The sequence below is a fragment of the Actinophytocola sp. genome (assembly GCF_035634895.1).
GTDB lineage: Bacteria > Actinomycetota > Actinomycetes > Mycobacteriales > Pseudonocardiaceae > Actinophytocola.
In genome coordinates, this window is the sequence record NZ_DASQCC010000212.1 from 1 (window position 1) to 21606 (window position 21606).

At 73.8% G+C, this 21606-nt stretch carries 7 protein-coding genes; 5 read left to right on the top strand and 2 right to left on the bottom strand.

The annotated features are described in order from the left end of the window. A partial coding sequence (locus VET29_RS32325) for a type I polyketide synthase (protein ID WP_324927780.1) occupies positions 1 to 16937 on the bottom strand: 16937 nt, incomplete at its 3' end. 145 nt (positions 16938 to 17082) lie between these two features. Between VET29_RS32325 and VET29_RS32330 the strand changes: the two genes are divergently transcribed. After that, positions 17083 to 17511: a GNAT family N-acetyltransferase gene (locus VET29_RS32330; protein WP_324927783.1), complete on the top strand. Its 429-nt coding sequence runs from the start codon at positions 17083 to 17085 to the stop codon at positions 17509 to 17511. Positions 17512 to 17586: 75 nt separating this feature from the next. Here the strand turns inward: VET29_RS32330 and VET29_RS32335 are convergent, their stop codons facing one another. Beyond that, entirely contained in the window at positions 17587 to 18225 is a 639-nt protein-coding gene (locus tag VET29_RS32335; protein ID WP_324927785.1) for a DUF4360 domain-containing protein, read from the bottom strand. A 226-nt stretch (positions 18226 to 18451) separates the two neighbouring features. Here VET29_RS32335 and VET29_RS32340 point away from each other — a divergent pair, with 226 nt between their 5' ends. The 4 genes from VET29_RS32340 to VET29_RS32355 all read left to right on the top strand — a co-directional run bounded on the left by VET29_RS32340 (position 18452) and on the right by VET29_RS32355 (position 21534). Then, the gene (locus tag VET29_RS32340; RefSeq protein ID WP_414636676.1) at positions 18452 to 19117 is read left to right on the top strand and encodes a DUF4360 domain-containing protein; all 666 of its coding nucleotides are present in this window, start codon (positions 18452 to 18454) and stop codon (positions 19115 to 19117) included. 123 nt (positions 19118 to 19240) lie between these two features. Continuing rightward, positions 19241 to 19606, top strand: coding sequence for a BlaI/MecI/CopY family transcriptional regulator (locus VET29_RS32345; protein ID WP_324927789.1), 366 nt, complete (start codon positions 19241 to 19243; stop codon positions 19604 to 19606). Continuing rightward, positions 19603 to 20541, top strand: coding sequence for a M56 family metallopeptidase (locus VET29_RS32350; protein ID WP_324927791.1), 939 nt, complete (start codon positions 19603 to 19605; stop codon positions 20539 to 20541). Before VET29_RS32345 ends, VET29_RS32350 begins: the two co-directional genes overlap by 4 nt. Positions 20542 to 20877: 336 nt before the next feature. After that, positions 20878 to 21534, top strand: coding sequence for a transcriptional regulator (locus tag VET29_RS32355; protein ID WP_324927793.1), 657 nt, complete (start codon positions 20878 to 20880; stop codon positions 21532 to 21534). Positions 21535 to 21606: the final 72 nt, after the last annotated feature.

Here is a 21606-nt window from a genome sequence, read left to right on the forward strand (position 1 = left end):
GGACCCCAGGCGATCGCGGTCGCGGTCAGGCCGCGGGCGACCCGGCGCCGGGCGAGCGCGGCCAGGTAGGAGTCCACCGCGGCGGCGCCGCCGTGGCTGGCGCTGCCCCACACCCCGGACGCGGACGAGACCAGCACGAACGCGTCCAGCTCGCGGTCGCCGAGCAGCTCGTCGAGGTACCCGGCGCCGGCCGCCTTGGCGATGATCGACTCGGCCAGCTCGGGCAGCTCGATCTCGGCGATCGGCCGCAGCGAGCCGGTGCCCGCGGCATGCACCACGGCGGTCAGCTCGCCGGGGATCTCGGCCAGCAGCCTGCTCACGGCCGCCTTGTCGGACACGTCCGCGGCCACCCCGGTGACCCGCGCGCCGAGCGCGGTCAGCTCGGCGGCCAGGTCCTCGAAGCCGGACGACCGCGTGCCGTGCCGGGTGGCCAGCACCAGGTGCTCCGCACCGTTCTCGGCCAGCCAGCGGGCGATGCGCGAACCGACCTGGCCGGTGCCGCCGGTGACCAGCACGGTGCCGCGCGGGCGCCAGGCCTGTTCCGGCTCGACGGCGCCGAGCGGGGCCCGGCTGAGCCTGCGGCCGAGCAGCCCGGAGGCGCGGATCGCCAGCTGGTCCTCACCGTCCACACCGGACAGAGCGGCCGCGAGCCGGGCGCGGGCGGTGGCGTCCAGCGCCGGCGGCAGGTCGATCAGACCGCCCCAGCAGCGCGGGTGCTCCAGGGCCGCGACCCGGCCGAGGCCCCAGATCTGCGCGTGCCCCGGGTCGAGGATCTCGTCCTCGGGCGCCACGGACAGCGCGCCCTTCGTCAGGCACCACAGCGGGACCGCCAGGTCGGTCTGGTCCATGGCCTGCAGCAGGCTGAGGTTCTGCGCGAAGCCGGCCGAGATGTGGTCGCGGAACCGGCGCCGGTCCGCCGCCAGCAGCGACAGCACGCCGGACAGTCCCTCGGTGTCCACTTCGGACAGGAACGCGACGAGATCCTCGCGGGAGCCGTCCCGCGGGCCGAGCACCCGCTCGCGCACGGTCGCGCCGTGCTCGGCGATCGCCGCGACCGCGTCGCGGACCCACGAGTCCTCGCCGTGACCGGCCGGCACCATGACCAGCCAGGTCCCCCGCAGCCGCGCGGTCGGCACCTTGGCGACCGGTGCCCAGTCGATCCCGTACCGCCAGGTGTCCACGACGGACTCGTCGCGGCGGGTCCTGCGCCAGCGGGAGAGCGCGGGCAGCACCGCGCCGATGGTGTTCGGGTCGGGCACGTCCAGCGTCGCGGCGAGGGCCTCCAGGTCCTCGCGTTCCACCGCGTCCCAGAACCGTGCGTCGATGTCGTCGGCGGCCAACCGTCCACCCTCGATCTTCGGCGCGCTCGGCGCCAGCCAGTAGCGTTCGCGCTGGAACGCGTACGTGGGCAGGGTGACCCGCCGCGGCTGGTAGGCCGCGAAGAACGCCTGCCAGTCCACCCGCACGCCCCTGGTGTGCAGCAGGCCGAGCGCGGCGACGATGGTCGCGGGCTCCGGCCGGTCGCGGCGCAGCAGCGGCACCGCGAGGACGTCCTGCTCGTCGGCCAGCGTCTCGCTGGTCATCGCGGTGAGCACGCCGTCCGGGCCGATCTCGACGAACGTCGTCACGCCGGCCGCGGACAGCTCGGTGACCACGTCGGCGAACCGGACCGGCTCCCGCACGTGCCGCACCCAGTACTCGGGGTCGGTGACCGCGCCGGGCATGGCGATGGCCGGCTCGTGGTAGGTCAGTCCGGTCGCGACGGTCCGGAACTCGGCGAGCATCGGGTCCATGAGCGGCGAGTGGAAGGCGTGGCTCACCGCCAGCCACTTGGTCTTGTGCCCGGTCGCGGCGAGCGAGTCGCCGACCATGGCGACCGCGTCCCTCGGCCCGGCGATGACCACCGAGTTCGGCGCGTTCACCGCGGCGATCGCGACACCCTCGCCCAGCAGCGGCGCCACCTTGCACTCCGGCGCACGCACCGAGAGCATGGCGCCGCCGGCCGGCAGTGCCTGCATGAGCGCGCCGCGCGCGGTGACCAGCCTGGCCGCGTCGGCCAGCGAGAACACGCCGGCGACGTGCGCGGCGGCGATCTCGCCGATGGAGTGGCCGGTCACGCTGTCCGGCCGCACGCCCCACGCCTCGAGCAGGCGGAACAGCGCCACCTCGATGGCGAACAACGCGGGCTGCGTCCACGCCGTCTGGTCGAGCAGCTCCGGCTCGGCGGCGATGACCTGGCGCAGTGGCCGGTCCAGGTGAGCGGCCGGGTCGAGGCCGCGAACCGCCGAGCGGAGCGAGGCCGTCAGGCACAGGTGTTTGTCCAGCTCAGCGCACACCTCGTCGAGCGCTGCGGCGAACACGGGGTAGGTCTCGGCGAGCTGCTGGCCCATGCCGACGCGCTGGGCACCCTGCCCGGTGGCCAGGAACGCGACCTTGCCCGGGGTGAGCGAGCCGGTGATGCCCGCCCGCCCGTCGGCCAGCGCCTGCAGCCCGCGGCGCAGCGAGTCCCGGTCGGCCGCGGTGACCATGCCCCGCCGCGCGAGGCCGGGCCGTGCGGTGGCCAGGGTGTAGGCGATGTCCACCAGCGGTGCGGTGTCCACGGCGGACAGGAGGCGGGCCGCCTGGGCACGCAGTGCGGTGTCGGAGCGGCCGGAGAGGACGAACGGCAGCGCCACCTGGGGGAGCTCGCGGTCGTCCTGGATCTCGTCGGCCTCGGGCGCCTCGATGATGACGTGTGCGTTGGTGCCGCTGATGCCGAACGAGGAGATGCCGGCCCGGCGCGGGCGGCCGACCTCCGGCCAGCCGGTGTTCTCGGTGGCCAGCCGGACCTTGCCGGACGTCCAGTCCACCTGGGACGTCGGCGTGTCGATGTTCAGGCTGGCCGGCAGCACGCCGTGGTGCAGCGCCTCGACCATCTTGATCACGCCGGCGACGCCGGCCGCGGCCTGGGTGTGGCCGATGTTGGTCTTGACCGAGCCGAGCAGCAGCGGGTGCTCCCGGTTCTGGCCGTAGGTGGCGAGCAGCGCGGTGGCCTCGATCGGGTCGCCGAGCTTCGTGCCGGTGCCGTGCGCCTCGACCGCGTCCACGTCCGAGGTGGACAGTCCGGCGTCGGCGAGCGCGGCGCGGATCACCCGCTCCTGTGCCAGGCCGTTCGGCGCGGTCAGGCCGTTGGACGCGCCGTCGGAGTTGATCGCCGAGCCACGGACCACGGCCAGCACCGGGTGGCCGAGCCGGCGCGCGTCCGCCAGCCGCTCGACCAGCAGCATGCCGACGCCCTCGGCGAAGCCCGTGCCGTCCGCGGTGTCGGAGAACGCCTTGACCTTGCCGTCCGCGGCCAGGCCGCGCTGGCGGGCGAACTCGATGAGCAGGTGGGGGGTGGACATGATCGTCACGCCGCCGGCCAGCGCCAGGTCGCACTCGCCGGCCCGCAGCGAGCGGGCGGCCAGGTGCAGTGCCACCAGCGACGACGAGCACGCGGTGTCCACGGTGATCGCCGGGCCCTCCAGGCCGAAGGCGTAGGCGACCCGGCCGGAGGCGACGCTGGCCGCCGAGCCGTTGCCGAGGTAGCCGGCGACGTCGTCGGGCACGTCGTGCACCCGGCCTGCGTAGTCGTGGTACACGGTGCCGGCGAACACGCCGGTCTTGCTGCCCCGCAACGTGGTCGGGTCGATGCCGGCCCGCTCCACGGCCTCCCACGAGGTCTCCAGCAGCAGGCGCTGCTGCGGGTCCATCGCGATGGCCTCCCGCGGCGAGATGCCGAAGAAGCCGGGGTCGAAGTCCGCGGCGTCGTAGAGGAAACCGCCGGTCCGGGTGTAGGTCTTGCCGGGCGTGCCGGGCTCGGGGTGGTAGATGCCGTCGGTGTCCCAGCCGCGGTCGCGGGGGAACTCGGCGATCACCGAGGTGCCGTCGACCAGCAGGTCCCACAGCTGCTCGGGGGTGCGCACCTCGCCGGGGAACCGGCAGCTCATGGCGACGATCGCGATGGGCTCGTCCGGCTCGGTCACGACGACCGCGGCCGCCGTCTCGGTCTCGCCGCCGACCAGCTCGGTGGCCAGGTGGGTGGCGAGCGCGGCGGCGTCCGGGTAGCTGAACACCACGGTGGCCGGCAGGGTCAGGCCGGTGGCGGCGTTGAGCCGGTTGCGCAGCTCGACCGCGGTGAGCGAGTCGAAACCGAGGTCCTTGAACGGGCGGTGCGGGTCGATCGCGCCGGCCGCGGCATGACCGAGGACGCCGGCCGCGTTGTCGCGGACCAGGTCGAGCAACATCTCGACGCGCCGCTCCGGGGCGAGCGCGGCCAGTGTGCCGGCCAGGCCGCCCTGCTCGGCGGCGGCCGCGGCGACCGCACGGCGGACCGGGGCGCGGACCAGGCCACGCAGCAGCGGGTGCTGGTTGTCCCGCATGGCGGCGAGGTCCAGCCTGATCGGCACCAGCACGGGGTTCGGGTCGGCCATGGCCGCGTCGAACAGGGCGAGCCCGTCGGCCTCGGTCATCGGCACCGCGCCGCCGCGCCGGAGGCGGGCGATGTCGGTGTCGGTCAGCCTGCCGGCCATGCCGGTGCGCTCCGCCCACAGGCCCCAGTCCAGCGACTTGCCCGGCAGGCCAAGGGCTTGGCGGTGCGTGGCGAGCGCGTCGAGGAACGCGTTGCCGGCCGCGTAGTTGGCCTGGCCCGGGTTGCCGAGCACGCCGGCCGCGGCGGAGAAGAAGACCAGCTGGGCGTTCGGCGCCAGCTCGTGGAGGTGCAGCGCGGCGTCCACCTTGACCGCGAGGACCCGGTCGAACTGCTCACGGGTCAGCGCGGTGACGAGGCCGTCGTCGACGACGCCCGCGGTGTGCAGCACGGCGGTGAGGTCGTCCACTGTGGACAGCAGGGTGGCGAGCGCGGTGCGGTCGGTGACGTCGCAGGCCTCGACGCGCACGGTGGCGCCCAGGGCCGTCAGCTGTTCGACCAGCGCCGCGGCGCCGTCCGCGGCGGGACCGCGGCGGCTGACCAGCAGCAGGTTCGCGGCGCCGTACCGGGTGACCAGGTGCCGGGCGACCAGCTCGCCGAGGCCGCCGACCGCACCGGTGACGAGGACCGTGCCGGACGTGTCGACACGCGGTTCGTCCTCTGTGGACTGTGCGCGGGTCAGGCGTGGCGCGGACACCGTGCCCGCGCGGATGGTCAGCTGGGGCTCGCCGGTGGCGACGGCGGCGGCCAGGACCTCGTGCGACGCGGCGTCGTCGTCGATGTCCACGAGCACGAAGCGGTCCGGCTGCTCGGACTGCGCCGAGCGCACCATGCCCCAGATCGGCGCGTGCGTCAGGTCGTCCGGTCCCCGGGTGAGCAGGACGAGCAGGCCCTCGCCGGTCTCGAGGTGGGCGAGGAGCCGCTCGTGCACCGAGCTGGTCAGGTCGTGCAGGTCCGGCATGGCCTCGCCGGTGAGGTTCAGCGGCTGCCAGGCCGCCGCGACCTGGCCGGCGGTGACGGTGACCGGCGTCTGGGTGACGCGGTAGAGCGAGTCGGTGCTCGGGGCCGCGGCGGCCACCGGGCGGATGAGCAGCGACCCCACCGTGGCCACCGGGGCGCCGTCGGTGTCGGCGAGCGTCAGGGTCAGCTCGTCGGTACCGGCCAGCTTCACGCGCAGCGCGGTCGCGCCGGTGGCGTGCACGGCGACCTCGGTGAAGCAGAACGCCAGCTTGCCCTCGCCCGAGTCCTGCGCGCCCAACGCGTGCAGGCACGCGTCGAACAGCGCGGGGTGCAGGTTGAAGCCGCTCACCGGCACGTCCGCGGGCAGCGACACCTCCACATAGGTCGCGGTGTCGTCGCGCCAGGCGCGGCGCAGGCACTGGAAGGTCGGGCCGTAGTCGACGCCGATGCCGGCCAGGTGGTCGTACGCGCCGGTCACGTCGATCTCGGTGGCGCCGGGCGGCGGCCACGCGGTCAGCCCGGCGCCGGCCGCTCCCCCGGCGGTGAGGACGCCGCTGGCGTGCCTGGTCCAGGTCTGGGTGCCGGCGGGGCGGGCGTGGACGGCGACCGCACGGCGACCGGTCTCGTCCCCGTCCCCGACCAGCACCTGCAGCTGGACGGCGCCGTCGGCGGGAAGCACGAGGGGCGCGTGCAGCAGCAGCTCACCGACCTGGTCGCAGCCGACCTCGTCGCCGGCCCGCAGCGCCAGCTCGACGAACGCGGTGCCCGGGAAGATCACCTGGTCGCGCACCACGTGGTCGGCGAGCCAGGGGTGGGTGCGGACCGAGAGCCTGCCGGTGAACAGCATGCCGTCGCCGGCGCCGTCGTCACCGGCCAGCGCGACCGCGCTGCCGAGCAGGGGGTGGTCGGCGCCGCCGAGCCCGAGGCTCGCCGCGTCGCCGGCCGGCGCGACCGTGTCCAGCCAGTACCGGTCCCGCTGGAAGGCGTAGGTGGGCAGCGCGACCGTGGCCGCCCCCGCGTAGGCAGGGGTGAGGTCGGCCGGCACCCCCGCCGCCTTCGCCTCGCCGAGCGAGGCGTAGAAGCGGGCCAGACCGCCCTCCTCGCGGCGCAGCGTGCCGATCGCGGCGGCGCCGGCGGTGTCCTGGATGGCCATGGTGAGCACCGGGTGCGGGCTGGTCTCGACGAAGAACTGGTAGCCGTCGGCCACCATCGCCCGCACCGCCGGCTCCAGCCGCACGGTCGCGCGCAGGTTGCGGTACCAGTACTCGGCGTCCAGCGTGCTGGTGTTCAGCCACGCGCTGTCCACCGTGGAGTAGAACGGCACGCTGGCCGGGCGCGGCCGGATCGGCGCGAGCACGTCGAGCAGCTCGTCGCGGAGGCGCTCCACGTGCGCGGAGTGCGAGGCGTAGTCCACGGGGATCCGCTTGACCCGGATCTCCTCGGCCGCAAACGTTTCCACCAGCTCGTCGAGGGCTTCGGCGTCGCCGGCGACCACGCAGGCGGCCGGACCGTTGACGGCTGCGAGGGAGATCTTGCCGGCCCAGCGGGTCAGCCGGGACTCGACCTCGTCGGACGGCAGCGCGACCGACACCATGCCGCCGATCCCGGTGATGGCCTTGATGGCCCTGCTGCGCAACGCGACGACCCGTGCGGCGTCCTCCAGGGACAGCGCGCCGGACACCGCGGCCGCGGCGATCTCACCCTGCGAGTGCCCGACCACCGCGTCCGGCCGGACCCCGAACGACTCCCACATCGCGGCCAGCGACACGTACATGGCCCACAACGCGGGCTGCACGACGTCGACCCGCCGCAAGGCCTCGGCGTCGCCCAGTACCTCGCGCAGCGACCAGTCCACAAAGGGCGCCAGCGCGGCGGCGCACTCGTCGAGCCGCGCCGAGAACACCTCGGACGCCTCGGCCAGCGCCAGGCCCATGCCGGCCCACTGCGCACCCTGACCGGGGAACACGAAGACCGTGCGGCCGTTGCCTTGTACGGCGCCGGTGACGACGCCGGGAGCCGGCGTGCCGGCGGCCAGCGCGGCGAGGCCGTCGACGAACTCCGCGCGTTCCTGGCCGACCAGCACCGCGCGGTGCGCGAACTCGGCGCGGGTGCCCGCCAGTGCGGCGCCGACGCCGGCCAGGTCGACCGTCGGGTTGGCGGTCAGGAAGGCACGCAGCGTCTCGGCCTGCGCCGCAAGCGCTTGCGGGGTACGGCCGGACACCAGCCAGGGCAGGACCGGGCCGTCGGCGGCCACGTCGGTGAACACGACCTCGTCGTCCCGTGTCCGCTCGGGCTCCTCGATGATCACGTGCGCGTTCGTGCCGGAGACACCGAACGAGGACACCCCGGCCCGGCGCGGCCGGTCGCCGGCCGGCCACCGCCGGCTGTCGGTCAGCAGCTCGACCGAACCGGCGCTCCAGTCCACATGCGACGACGGCGCGTCGACGTGCAGCGTCGCGGGCAGCACCTCGTGGCGCATGGCCATGACCATCTTCATCACGCCGGCGATGCCCGCCGCGGACTGGGTGTGCCCGAGGTTCGACTTCACCGAGCCCAGCAGCAGCGGGGTGGTCCGGTTCTGGCCGTAGGTGGCCAGCAGTGCCTGCGCCTCGATCGGGTCGCCGAGCTTCGTGCCGGTGCCGTGCGCCTCGACCACGTCGACGTCCGAAGTGGACAGACCGGCGTCGGCCAGCGCGGCGGTGATCACCCTCTCCTGCGACGGGCCGTTCGGGGCGGTGAGGCCGTTGGACGCGCCGTCCTGGTTGATCGCCGTGCCCCTGACCACCGCCAGCACCGGGTGGCCGTTGCGACGAGCGTCGGACAGGCGCTCGACCAGCAGCACGCCGACGCCCTCCGACATGCCGAACCCGTCGGCGCCCTCGGCGAAGGCCTTGCACCGGCCGTCCGGCGCGAGCCCACGCTGCCGGCTGAACGCGACCAGCCCCTCCGGGGTGGACATCACCGCGGCGCCGCCGGCCAGTGCGAGCGTGCACTCGCCGGTGCGCAACGCCTGGATCGCCAGGTGCAGCGCGACGAGCGAGGCGGAGCAGGCGGTGTCGATGGTCATCGCCGGGCCCTCCAGCCCGAGCGTGTAGGCGATCCGGCCGGACACCACGGACGCGGCGTTGCCGGTGACCAGGAAGCCCTCGTTGCCGGGCGGGGCGGCGGCCAGCAGCTTCGCGTAGTCCTGGCCGTGGGTGCCGGTGAACACGCCGACCTTCGCGCCGCGCAGGGAGACCGGGTCGATGCCGGCCCGTTCGACCGCCTCCCACGAGGTCTCCAGCAGCAGCCGCTGCTGCGGGTCCATCGCGGTCGCCTCGCGCGGCGAGATGCCGAAGAACTCGGCGTCGAACTCGGCCGCGTCGTAGATGAAGCCACCCTCGCGCACGTAGGAGCGGCCCGGCTCGTCCGGGTCAGGGTGGTACAGCTCGGCCAGGTCCCAGCCGCGGTCGTCGGGCAGCGGGCCGACCGCGTCACCGCCGGCGGCCAGCAGCTCCCACAACGCCTCGGGGCTGTCGACGCCGCCGGGGAACCGGCAGGCCATGCTGACGATGACGATCGGGTCGTCGTCCACCGCGACCGCGGCCGGGGCGGTCGGCACCGGCGCGGCGTCGGCGCCGAGCAGCTCGTCGCGTAGGTGCGCGGCCAGCTCGGCCGGGGTGGGGTAGTTGAAGATCAGGGTCGCGGGCAGTCGCAGCCCGCTGGCCGCGTGCAGGCGGTTGCGCAGCTCGACCGCGGTCAGCGAGTCGAACCCCAGCTGCTTGAACGTCCTCTTCACGTCGACGGCGGCCGGCGAGGGATGGCCGAGCACGCCGGCCGCCGCGGCGCGGACCAGCTCGACGAGCGTGCGGTCCCGCTCCGCGGGCGCCAGGGCGGCCAGCTTGTCGGCCAGCGAGTCGGCGGACACGCGCTCGGTGACGACCCGGCGGGCGGGGGTACGCACCAGGCCACGCAGCAACGCGGGCACGTGCGTGGCGTTGCGCAGCACGGCCAGGTCGAGCCGGACGGGCACCAGGTTCGGCTCGGTGGCACCGAGGCCGGCGTCGAACAGCGCCAGTCCGTCCAGAGTGGACAGTGCTCGGGTGCCGTTGCGGGCCATGCGGCGCAGGTCGGTGTCGGTCAGCCGGCCACCCATGCCGCGCTCCTCCGCCCACAGGCCCCAGGCGAACGAGGTGGCCGGCAGGCCGAGCGAGCGGCGATGGGCCGCGAACGCGTCGAGGAAGGCGTTGGCGGCGGCGTAGTTGGCTTGGCCCGCGGCACCGAACGTGGTGGCGGCGCTGGAGTACAGGGCGAACGCGGCCAGGTTCCGGTCCTTGGTCAGCTCGTGCAGCGCGAGCGTGCCGGCCACCTTCGGCGCGAGCACCTGGTCGAGCTGCTCGTCGGTCATCGAGGCGACGGTCCCGTCGGCCACGACGCCGGCGGTGTGCACGACGGCGGTCAGGTCGGGGATGCCCTTCAGCACCTTGGCGAGCGCGGCCCGGTCCGCGACGTCGCAGGCGACGATCCTGGTGGCCACGGGCAGCTCGGCGGCCAGCTCGGCCGCGCCGTCGACGTCGGTGCCCCGGCGGCTGAGGAGCACGAGGCCGGTCACGCCGGGCTTGTCCGCCAGGTGCCTGGCGACCAGCGCGCCGAGCCCGCCGGTGCCGCCGGTGACGAGGACCGTGCCGGACAGCGCCGGCTCCTCGGCGCCGGTCGCGGCCCTGGCCAGCCGCGGCACCAGCACCTTGCCGGCACGCAACGCGAACTGCGGCTCGTCGAGTGCCAGCGCCGCCGGCAGCACCGCGTTCGACGCGTCCGTGCCGTCGGAGTCGACCAGGACGAACCGGTCCGGGTGCTCGGACTGCGCGGCCCGCACCAGGCCCCAGACCGGTGCGGTCACCGGCTGGTCGCGGTCGCCGGTGACCACGACCAGCCGGGACCGCGCGAAGCGCTCGTCGGTGAGCCAGCTCCGCACCATGGCCAGCGCTCGCCGCGCCGCGGCGGACACCGTCCTCGCCAGGTCCTTCTTCCGCTTCTCCGTGGCGAACCGGTGGATGACGAGATCGGCCACCTCGGTCAGGTCGCCGAGGCCGGCCGCCTCGATGATGCCGTGTTCCGTCGGCGCGCCAACGGTTCCCGCCACCCAGTCCACCGTGTACAGCGAGTCGTCGGCGCCGGTGAGCCTCGCGGCGTCGACCGGGCGCACGGCGAGCGACTCGGCGTCCGCGACCGGCGCGCCGGAGTCGTCCGCGATGGTCAGCGACACGGCGTCCGGTCCGGCCGGCGCCAGGCGCACGCGCAGCGCGGTCGCACCCGTGGCGTGCAGCCGCATCCCGGTCCACGCGAAGGCGAGATATCCGGCGGCCGCGTCGTCCGCGTGCTCGATCGCGCCGAGGTCCATGCCGTGCAGCGCGGCGTCCAGCAGGGCCGGGTGCAGGCCGAACCCCGTGGCGGAGCCGGCCTCGGCCGGCAGCGTGACCTCGGTGAACACCTCGTCGCCGCGCCGCCACGCGGCACGCATGCCCTGGAACGCCGGTCCGTAGCCGGTGCCGGCGTAGAACTCGCTGAAGTCGACGGGGGTGGCGCCGCTCGGCGGCCACTCGGTGAGTGCGACCGGAGCCGACGGCGCCGCGGCGGCGAGGCTGCCGGACGCGTTGCGCAGCCAGGTGTCCGTGCCCTGCTGTCGTGAGTGGACGGTGACCGTCCTGGCGCCGTCCGCGCCCGGCGCGCCGAGGTGCACCTGGATGGTGACGGTCTCCTCGGCGGGCAGCACCAGCGGCGCCTCGAGGGTCAGCTCGGCGAGCTGGTCCGCGCCGACCTCGTCGCCGGCGGCGACCGCGATGTCCACGAACGCGGTGCCGGGCAGCAGCACCGTGCCCATGACCGCGTGGTCGGCCAGCCACGGCTGGGTGGCCAGCGACAGCGCACCCGTGAACAGGTGGCCGGCGTCCCCGGCCAGCTCGACGGCGGCGCCGAGCAGCGGGTGGCCGGCCGTGCCGAGCCCGGCGGCGGTGACGTCCCCGGCCGGCGCGGCGGTCTCGGTCAGCCAGTACCGCTCGCGCTGGAAGGCGTAGGTGGGCAGGCCGATCGGACGCGCGCCGGGGAACACCCGGTCGAGGTCCGGCTCGACGCCGCCCGCGATCAGCTCGGCGAGCGAGGTGACGAAGCGGCGCGGCCCGCCGTCGTCGCGGCGCAGCGTGCCGACGGCGACGGCGTCCGGCGCCGTCTCGGCCACCGCCATGGTCACCACGGGGTGCGGGCTGACCTCGACGAACACGCCGTGCCCGTCCTCGTGCAGTGCGGCGACGCCGTCGGCGAACCGGACGGTCTGGCGCAGGTTCTGGTACCAGTAGGCCGCGTCGGTCGGCCGGTCGAGCCAGCGGGAGTCCACCGTGGAGTAGAACGGGATCCGCGGTGTGCGCGGGGTGATCCCGGCCAGTGCGGTCAGGATGTCGTCCTGGACGTGCTCGACGTGCGCGGAGTGCGAGGCGTAGTCCACCGGGATCCGCTTGACCCGGATCTCCTCTGCCGCAAACGTTTCCACCAGGTCATCCAGGGCGTCGGCGTCGCCGGCCACCACGGCGGACTCGGCGCCGTTGACGGCGGCCAGGGAGATCCGTCCGGTCCACCGCGCCAGCCGCGTCTCGACCTCGCCGGCCGGCAGCCCGACGGACACCATGCCGCCGATCCCGGTGATCGCCCGGATCGTCCTGCTGCGTAACGCCACGACCTTCGCCGCGTCCGAAAGGGACAGTGCGCCGGACACCGCGGCGGCGGCGATCTCACCCTGCGAGTGCCCGATCACCGCGTCCGGCTCGATGCCGAACGACTGCCACAGCGCGGCGAGCGACACGTACATCGCCCACAACGCCGGCTGCACAACGTCAACCCGCTGCAACGCCTCGGGATCGCCGAGCACGTCCCGCAACGACCAGTCCACGAAGGGCGACAGCGCTGCCGCGCACTCGTCGAGGCGTGCGGAGAAAACCTCGAAGGATTCGGCCAACGCCAACCCCATGCCCACCCACTGCGCGCCCTGGCCCGGGAAGACGAACACGGTCCTACCCGGCTCGCCGGCCACGCCCGTGACCACCGGCGCGGTGCGCAGCTCGTCGACGCTGGCGGCGACGACCACGCCGCGGTGGGAGAATCTGGCCCGGGTGGCCATGGTGCGGCCCACGCTCGCGACCGCCCCGTCGATCGGGGCCGACCGCAGCTGGTCAACCTGGGCAGTGACCGCGTCCTCGCTCGGCCCGGAGAACACCACGGGCACCGGCCAGCCTGTGTCTGATTGGCTCGCTCCGCTCGCCGGCGAGTGGGCCTGTTCCCGGTGTCTTCCCTCCTGCGCTGCGCCCTCGCTCGTGGCCGAGCTCGCTGCGCTGCTCGTCAGTCCAGACACCGGCGGCCCACTCGCACGCCACTCCTCGATGATCGCGTGCGCGTTGGTGCCGGAGACGCCGAACGACGACACCGCCGCGCGCCGCGGGCGGTTCACCTCGGGCCACTCGCGGCGCTCGGTGAGCAGCTCGACCGCACCGGCCGACCAGTCCACGTGGGACGTCGGCGTGTCCACGTGCAGGGTCCTCGGCAGCACGCCGTGGCGCAGCGCCTCGACCATCTTGATCACGCCGCCGACACCGGCGGCGGCCTGCGCGTGCCCGATGTTCGACTTCATCGACCCGAGCAGCAGCGGGGCGTCCCGGTCCTGACCGTAGGTGGCCAGCAGCGCCCGCGCCTCGATCGGGTCGCCCAGCTTCGTGCCCGTGCCGTGCGCCTCGACCGCGTCCACGTCCGCGCCGGACAGTCCGGCCGCGGCGAGCGCGTCACGGATCACCTGCTCCTGCGCGGGACCGTTCGGCGCGGTCAGCCCGTTGGACGCGCCGTCGGAGTTCACCGCGGAGCCGCGGAGCACCGCGAGCACCGGGTGCCCGTTGCGGCGCGCGTCGGAAAGCCGTTCCAGCAGGAGCATGCCCGCGCCCTCGGCCCAGCCGGTGCCGTCGGCCGACTCGGCGAACGCCTTGCACCGCCCGTCGGGCGCGAGCCCGCGCTGCCGGCTGAACTCGACGAACACGCTCGGTGTGGCCAGGACCGCGACGCCGCCGGCGAGCGCGAGCGAGCACTCCCCCGCCCGCAGCGCGTTCGCCGCCAGGTGCAGTGCGACGAGCGACGACGAGCACGCGGTGTCCACGGTGATCGCCGGCCCCTGCAGCCCCAGCGAGTAGGCGATGCGCCCGGACACCACGCTGCCGGCGTTGCCAGTGCCGAGGTAGCCCTCGAGGCCCTCGGGCACGGTGGTCAGCCGGCTGGCGTAGTCGTGGAACATCATCCCGGCGAAGACGCCGGTCTTCGTGCCGCCCAGCCCGGCGATGCCGATCCCGGCCCGCTCGAACACCTCCCAGGAGGTCTCCAGCAGCAGCCGCTGCTGGGGGTCCATGGCCAGTGCCTCCCGCGGGTTGATCCCGAAGAACTCCGGGTCGAAGTTCGCCGCGTCGTGGAGGAAGCCGCCCTGGCGCACGTAGGAGGTGCCGGCGTGGTCCGGGTCGTCGTCGAACAGGGTGGCGAGGTTCCAGCCGCGGTCGGTCGGGAAGTCGCCGACCGCGTCCCGCTCGTTCAGCACGAGCTGCCACAGGTCCTCGGGCGTGGTCACCCCGCCCGGGTACCGGCAGGCCATGGCGACGATCGCGATCGGCTCGGCCGGGTCGACCCGCTCGGTCACCGCCGCCGGCCCGGTCTGGCCGTGCAGGAACGACACGACACGGTTGGGGGTCGGGTAGTCGAACACGAGCGTGGTCGGCAGGTCCAGGCCGGTCGCGGCGGCGAGGCGGTTGCGCAGCAGGACCGCGGTGCGGGAGTCGAAGCCGTAGTCCGCGAAGGACCGGTCGGCCGGCGGGCGCTTCGCGTCGCCGAGCACGGCCGCCGCCTCCACCCGGACCAGGTCGAGCAGCTCCCTGCGGGACAACGTGGTCCGCGCGGCCTCGGTGATCGTCGGGGCCGGGGCGAACACGGCGCCGGCCGGGTTGTCGACACTCAGCACGACCGGGGCGTCGGCGACCAGCGCGGCGTCGAGCGACGCGGGGCCGCGGTCCTCGCCGGTCCAGCCGATGGCGACGACCGGGCGGCCGGCGGCACGCGCGCCGGTGGCGATCGACACGAGCACGGCACCCGCCGCGCCGGCGGCGCCGGTGCCCGCGGCGGGCGTGACGAACACCAGCGGCACGTCGTCCCCGGTCAGCTCCACCAGGTTGCGGGCGCCGGCCGTCGCGGTGCGCAGCACGCGGTCGGCCTGGCCGCCGCCGGCGAGGTCCGGCATGCCGGCGGCGTGCACCACCGCGGACAGCGGCCGGTCGGCCGGGATCTGGTCGAGGACCTCCCGCAGCGCGCCGGCGCTGGCCACGTCGCAGGCGGCCAGCACGACCTCGGCGCCGGCGTCCCCCAGCTCGACGGCCAGGCCGGCGGCGTCCGGGGTGGTGCCGGCGAGGATCAGGCGGGTCACGCCGTGGGCGGCGACCAGGTGCCGGGCCAGCGCGGCGCCTGCCTTGCCGCCGGCGCCGGTCAGCAGGACGGTGCCGGACAGGTCGGGTGGGGTGACCCGGTTGGTGCGCAAGGGTTCCAGCCGCAGCGCCCGGACCAGTCCCGCCCGTACGCCGAGGCACGGCTCGCCACTGGCCACCGCGGCGGCGAGCACCGACCGCGACGCGGGCGCGTCGTCGATGTCCACCATGACGAACCGGTCGGGGTGGGTCCCGACGGCGGCACGCAGCACGCCCCACGCCGCTGCCATGCTCGCCGTGCCGGCGCCCTCGGCGCCGACCACCCCGACCGCGCCCGTGGTGACCACGACCAGCCGGCCGGCTGGCCGGGTCAGCCACGTCTCGACCAGCGCGCCGGCCTCCCGCGCGGCCTTGTCCACGTCGTCCGGCGTGGACAGCTCGAGGTAGACGTCGCCGTCGCCGGCCGTCTCCAGGTCGGTGACGAGGACGACGTCGGTCGCACCCGGCGACACCGGCACCGGCACCCAGTCCGGCCGGAACAGCCCGTCGTGCCCCACGTTCCTGGCGCCGAGCAGGGTGGACTCGAGCGTCGCCAGCTTGTGCCGGGTGACCTTGCCGGACGCGGTGCGCGGGATCTCCGCGACCCGGTGGATCTCGGTCGGCACCTTGAAGTAGCTCAACGCGGCCCGGCACGCCGTGAACACCGCGTCGGGGTCGATGTCGTCGCCGACGACGTAGACGACCGGCACCTCGCCGAGCACGTCGTCCGGCTTGCCGGCGGCGGCCGCGTCGGCGACCTTGGCCACGCCGGCCACCACCTGCTCGATCTCGCCGGGGTGGATGTTCTCCCCACCGCGGATGATGATCTCCTTGACCCGCCCGCGGATCGTGTAGTTGCCGGCCTCGTCCACGCTGGCCAGGTCACCGGTGCGGTACCAGCCGTCCACGACGGACCACGCGGTCTCGTCGGGCTTGCCGTGGTAGCCGAGCATGAGGTTCGGGCCGGACACCCAGACCTCGCCCTCCGTGCCGTCCTCGCCGGTCCTCGGGTCGACCAGCCGCACGGACACGCCTGGCACCACCGCGCCGCACGAGCCGACCGGCCAGTCGCGGTCCGGTGTGGTCGCGGTGATCGCGCCGCAGGTCTCGGTGCTGCCGTAGCTGTCGACGAGCCGGGTGCCGAACCGTTCGGTGAACGCCGTACGCAGTGCCACCGAGGCGCCGGCGCCGGTGGACACGCACAGCCGCAGCCCGTCCGTGCGCACGTCGTCGCCCGCCGGGCCGTCGATGCTCGCGAGGATGTGGTGGTACATGGCCGGCACCCCGGCCAGGACGGTGAAGTCCTCGGCCCGCATCGCGGCGAGCACCTCGGCCGCGGAGAACCCGTTCATGATCCGCACCGCGGCCCCGACCGCGGTCGCGCCGAGCACGCACATGATGTGCGAGAAGCTGTGGAACAGGGGCAGCGGCCACAGCAGCCGGTCGTCCTCGGCCAGCCCCAGCACCCCGGCGTAGCTGTTCGCGACCGACCAGAGGCAGGACCGCTGCGTGGAGAGCACGCCCTTCGGCGACCCGGTGGTGCCGGAGGTGTAGAGCAGCCAGGCCACCTCGTCGAGGCCAAGGTCGTCACGCGCCGGCCGGGCCGGCTCGACCTCGCCGAGCCGCGCCAGGTCCGCGTCGGTGAGCACCTGGATCTCCGGCGCTACCGCACGCACCTGCTCGAGGTGGTTGCCGTCGGTGATCACCAGCGTGGCGCCGCTGTCGGCGATGAGGTAGGCCAGCTCGTCGTCGGTCGAGCGCGGGTTCACCGGCACCGCGACGGCGGCCGCCCGTAATATCGCGAGGTAGCCCTCCACCAACCGGACCGAGTTGCCGAGCATCAGGATCGCCCGCGCGCCCCGCTCGACGCGCCCGGCCACATGGCCCCCGAGACGAGCCGTGCGCTGGTCCAACTCGGCGTAACCGACCGAAACCACCCCGTCCTCGAAGGCGGTCTTCGTACCGAGCCGCGTGGCGTTGGCACGGAGGAGTTCGACCAGCGGCCTGATGGAGTCGGACATGTCTCACTCGCTCCTTGGGGCAGATGCTCTCCTGGACCTCGTCCCGAGTCTCATCAGCGGCCGGAGCGAACACATCCCCTAGCAAACCCCTACGAGCCGCTAAAACCTGCTGCTCACGGCGCCCTACCGGGAATAGATTGCGGCTATGGCGGAATTCGAGATCGACGACGACCGGACCAGAGTGGACCGGGACGTACTGTGGGAGTTCCTGTCCACAAAGGCCTACTGGGGGCGGTTCCGCGACCGCGCCACGGTCGAACGGCAGCTGGCCGGCGCGTGGCGGGTGGTCGCCGCCTACCGCGTCGGGGACGGCGCGATGATCGGCTACGCGCGTGCCGTGTCCGACGGGGAGGCGCTGGCGTACCTGGCCGACGTGTTCGTGGTCGAACCGGCCCGCGGGCTCGGTGTCGGCAAGGCGCTCGTCCACGCGATGATCGAGGAGGGGCCGGGTCCCCACTTCCGGTGGATGCTCCACACCCTCGACGCGCACGACCTGTACGAGCGGTTCGGCTTCGCGAAGCCCGACGAGACCTTCCTGGAACGCAGGGCCGGGCCGCCGCCCCGGGAGCCCTGAGCGTGGGTCACACACGGCGGAGCCGCGGCCCGGGGTGGGCCGCGGCTCCGCCGTGTGTGGCGTGTCAGGTGCCGGTCAGCACTGCTTCCACGAGAAGTGCACGATCGTGTCGACGTTCCCGTCGGAGACACGCATCGACATCGCGCTGGTCTTGTTGGCGTTGGCCGTGCCCTCGTCGACCCGCAGCTCCGTGTTGACGTTGAGGTTGCGGGCCTCGCCGCACGGGGCGTAAACGAGCTCGGTGACCGGTGTCGCGTCAGTGGTCGACCACGTGCCGGAAAGCGGTCCGGCGAACGTATGGTCCACAAAATTGTTGTCGGGCGAGCCCTGGAAGTAGTAGTTCGTCCGCTGCAGGCCGCTGGCACCGGACTCCAGGCGGGCCCGGCCGTGGTAGTCGGCATACGCGACGGCGAAGGTGAAGCCCTGCGGAATATGCACCAGAACGTTCAGCTGGCAGTTCTTGCGGAATTCGGTGGCGCCCGCACTGCCGCCCGCCCGCGCGAGGAAGTCGCGATAGGTCACCCGGAAACCGGTGTTGTCCGCGAGGGGTGTGACGTCGGCTGTCCCCGGGGGGCAGCCGGAACCGTTTATGCTCACGACATCGAGCGTGATCCGGTCCGCCGGAGCCTCGGCGCCGGCCGTCCCGGGTAACACGAAGACACCGGTGAGAGCGATGAGGGACAGCAGTCGCGCGGTGGTCAGCCTGACTGACATGTGGCTTCCCTTGGGGTCGAATTGATGAGGCAAAACCATTCCTTCGGCCGGAAGGTAGCAACGGGCAAAGGATCTGGACAAGACCCCTAGGGGGTTTTATTCGAACGCGCTCCCAAGTTGCTTAACTGGATGCAGGTGTAGACCAATCAGGCGATTGACCGCCGGTCGGACACACTCTTAACATTCTTCGCACTGCGGGCCAAAATTCATGCCCGAAGGGAGCCCCATGCGTAAAATCCCATTGTTCGCTGGCGCTATCTTGCTGACCCTCATCAGTCAATTCCTGTTAATTTCTCCGGCATCGGCGACCGGTTTTCTGGACCTTCCGGTGCCGCCCCCGACCGACCACATCGTCATCGACGTGGTGACCGTGAACGGCTCGGGTTGCCCGCCGGGGTCGGCCGCCGTGGCCGTCTCGCCGGACAACACGGCGTTCACCGTCACCTACAGCGTCTACCTGGCGCAGGTCGGCGTCGGCTCACGGCCGACCGACTTCCGGAAGAACTGCCAGCTCAACCTGCTCGTCCACGTTCCATCCGGCTTCACCTACGCGATCAACGAGGTCGACTACCGCGGTTTCGCCTCACTGGCGGCGGGTGCGACCGGCATGCAGCGGGCGTCCTACTACTTCCAGGGCAGTCCGAACACTGACATCCGGACGCACAACTTCTCGGGCGCGTTGGAGGACAACTGGCAGAGCACGGACACGACCGAGCTGGCGTCCCTCGAGTACGCGCCGTGCGGCGCGATGCGCAACCTCAACATCAACACCGAGCTGCGGGTGGGCGCCGGCACCTCGAACCCCGCGACCACCACCAGCTTCCTGGCGATGGACTCGACGGACGGCTCGATCAACACCACCTACCACTTCTCGTGGCTCCGCTGTCCCTGACCCTTCGTCCCCGACCCTGACCCCCCGACCCTGAAACACGGGATGGGCCGTGCACCCGCAACCGCACGGCCCATCCCGGCCTTCTCGTGGTCACCGCGCCCACCGCGCGCTACCGTGACCGCCGTGCACGGTCTTGGTGAGCTCGAGGGCGCGGTGATGGACGTGCTGTGGCGCGCCACCGGGCCGATGAAGGTGCGGGATGTGCTGGAGCGGCTCGACACCGGCCGGCAGCTGGCCTACACCACGGTGATGACGGTGCTGGACAACCTCCACCGCAAGGAATGGGTCCGGCGAGAGCTCTCCGGCAAGGCATACCTGTACGAGGTGCGACTGTCCAGGGAGGAGGCGGCCGCGCGGGCGCTGCGGGACGTGCTCGACTCGTCCGGCGACCCGCACGCCGTGCTCATGCACTTCGTGGCCACCAGCTCCGACGAGGAGACCGACGCTCTGCGCGACGCACTGCGCAGGAAGCGGGTGCGGCGCCGATGACCGTCGCGCTGGCCCTGCTGACGGGAACCGCGGCCGTGGGCTGGTTCGTCCCGGGCCTGTTCCGGCGCGTCGACCTCCGGCGGCGGGATCCCGTGCCGCTGATCGTGGCGTGGCTGCTGTCCATCGCCGGCGTCGTCCTCGCGGTGGCGGCCATCGTGACCATGCTCCTGCTGCCCGAACACGGGCCCGCCGCCGGCATGTTCGCGGCGGTCCACAAGAGCTGGGCGGTGCTGGCACACGGCGCCCCGCCCGAGGTCGAGGCCCTCACCGGGATGCTCGGCGGCGCCGTCCTGGTCGCGCTGGCCGTGCGCATCGCGATCGTCGCGACCCGCGGCCGCCGGCGGCGCGCGCACCGGCGCAGGGCGAACCTGGCCGTGCTACAGCTGGCCGGGCGGCACCGCGACGCCGCAGGCGTGCTGTGGCTGGCACACGACCGGCCGCTGGCGTTCAGCATGGCCGGGCGCCCGGCGGTCGTGGTGGCGACCGAGGGCCTCACCCGGCACCTGCGTGCCGACGCGGTCGCCGCGGTCCTCGCCCACGAGCGGGCCCATCTCACCGGCCGCCATCACCTGCTCGTCGCCGTCGCCCAGGCACTACGCGCCACGCTGCCGTTCGTGCCGCTGTTCCGCCGGGCACCCGCGGCGGTCCGGGACCTCGCCGAGCTGGCCGCGGACGTGGCGGCGGTCCGGGCGTGCGGTCCGGCCGCCGTGCGGAACGCGTTGCTGACCGTCACCCGGCACGGCGCCCCCGGCACGGCGCTGGCCATGGCACATCACGCGGTCGACCTCCGGCTGGACCGGCTCAGCGTCGCCACCCGGCCGCCGGGCCGCGCCCGCCGGGCGCTCGCGTGCGGCCTGACGGCCGCGGCGGCGGTGACCCTGCCCTTCGTGGCGGGCACCGGCGTCGCACTGGGCGCCGCCCTGATCATGTGCTGACGGCCCGAAGGCTGGGCGAGGCCCTTGCGACGGAGGCCTCGCCCAGCACAGGACCGCCGAGCGAGCGGGTCGGCGTCCGGCAGCGGTCGTCGCAGCCAGGGTGAAGCGACTTCCACCAAAGGGAATCGTACCTACGACCCGGGATAGTAGTGGTCATCGGACGGTAATGGACGATCCGCTGGCGGAACCGGGCCACGGCGGGGCGATCGTGCTGGCCGCGCGCCAAGTTCCCGAACGCGGTGCAGATCGCCGACGCGCTCGACACCCCGTGAGGAGTGGGCCCGCCCGCGCCGCCGGCAACTGGTGGGGCGGGCCCACCCCTGTTAGCGTCGGCGAGTGCCTTCCGCCCGAGCGTTGCTGGAGTCGATCCGCGCCGACCTGGCCCCCGCCGAGCGCGACAACCACCTGGTGCCGTTGGTGGAGCGTGGCGCGGCCCCGGTGTCGTTGTTCGGCACCATTGCCGCGGAGGAGCTCCACATCGTCCGCAGCGACTGGCGCAGCCTGCACCTGCTGGCGTCCCGCGCCGACGGGGCGGCCCGTGAGTTCTTCGCCGGCCTGGCGGGCGGCGAGGGCATGGCACTGACGAGACTGCCCGCCCTGGCCGCGGCGGGCGGCATGGACGAGACGGCACTGGCGGCGTACGAGCCCATGGCCGGCTGCCAGGCATACCCCGCCTACTTCACCTGGCTGGCCGTCCACGCCGAACCGACCGACGTCATCGTCGCGGTCGTCGCGAACTTCGCCGCCTGGGCCGACTACTGCACCCGAATCGCGACGGCCATGCGCACGAGGTACGACCTGGACGACGAGGCATGCGCTTTCTTCGACCTGTTCGCCACCCCCGCCCCCGAGGCCGTCGACCACGCCGTGGCCGCCGTAGAGGACGGGATGGCCGCCGGCCGTAGCGACGAGCGCGCGGCCCGCCGCTACGGCCGCCTGTTCCAGGCCTACGAGCTGATGTTCTGGAACACCATCGCCAACAGCCACCAGTGAGGCGCTTGTTCGCGTGCGGGCGTAGCGGCGGCCAGGACGGCGCTCCGTCACACCGCTCGATCGTGGCGGGCA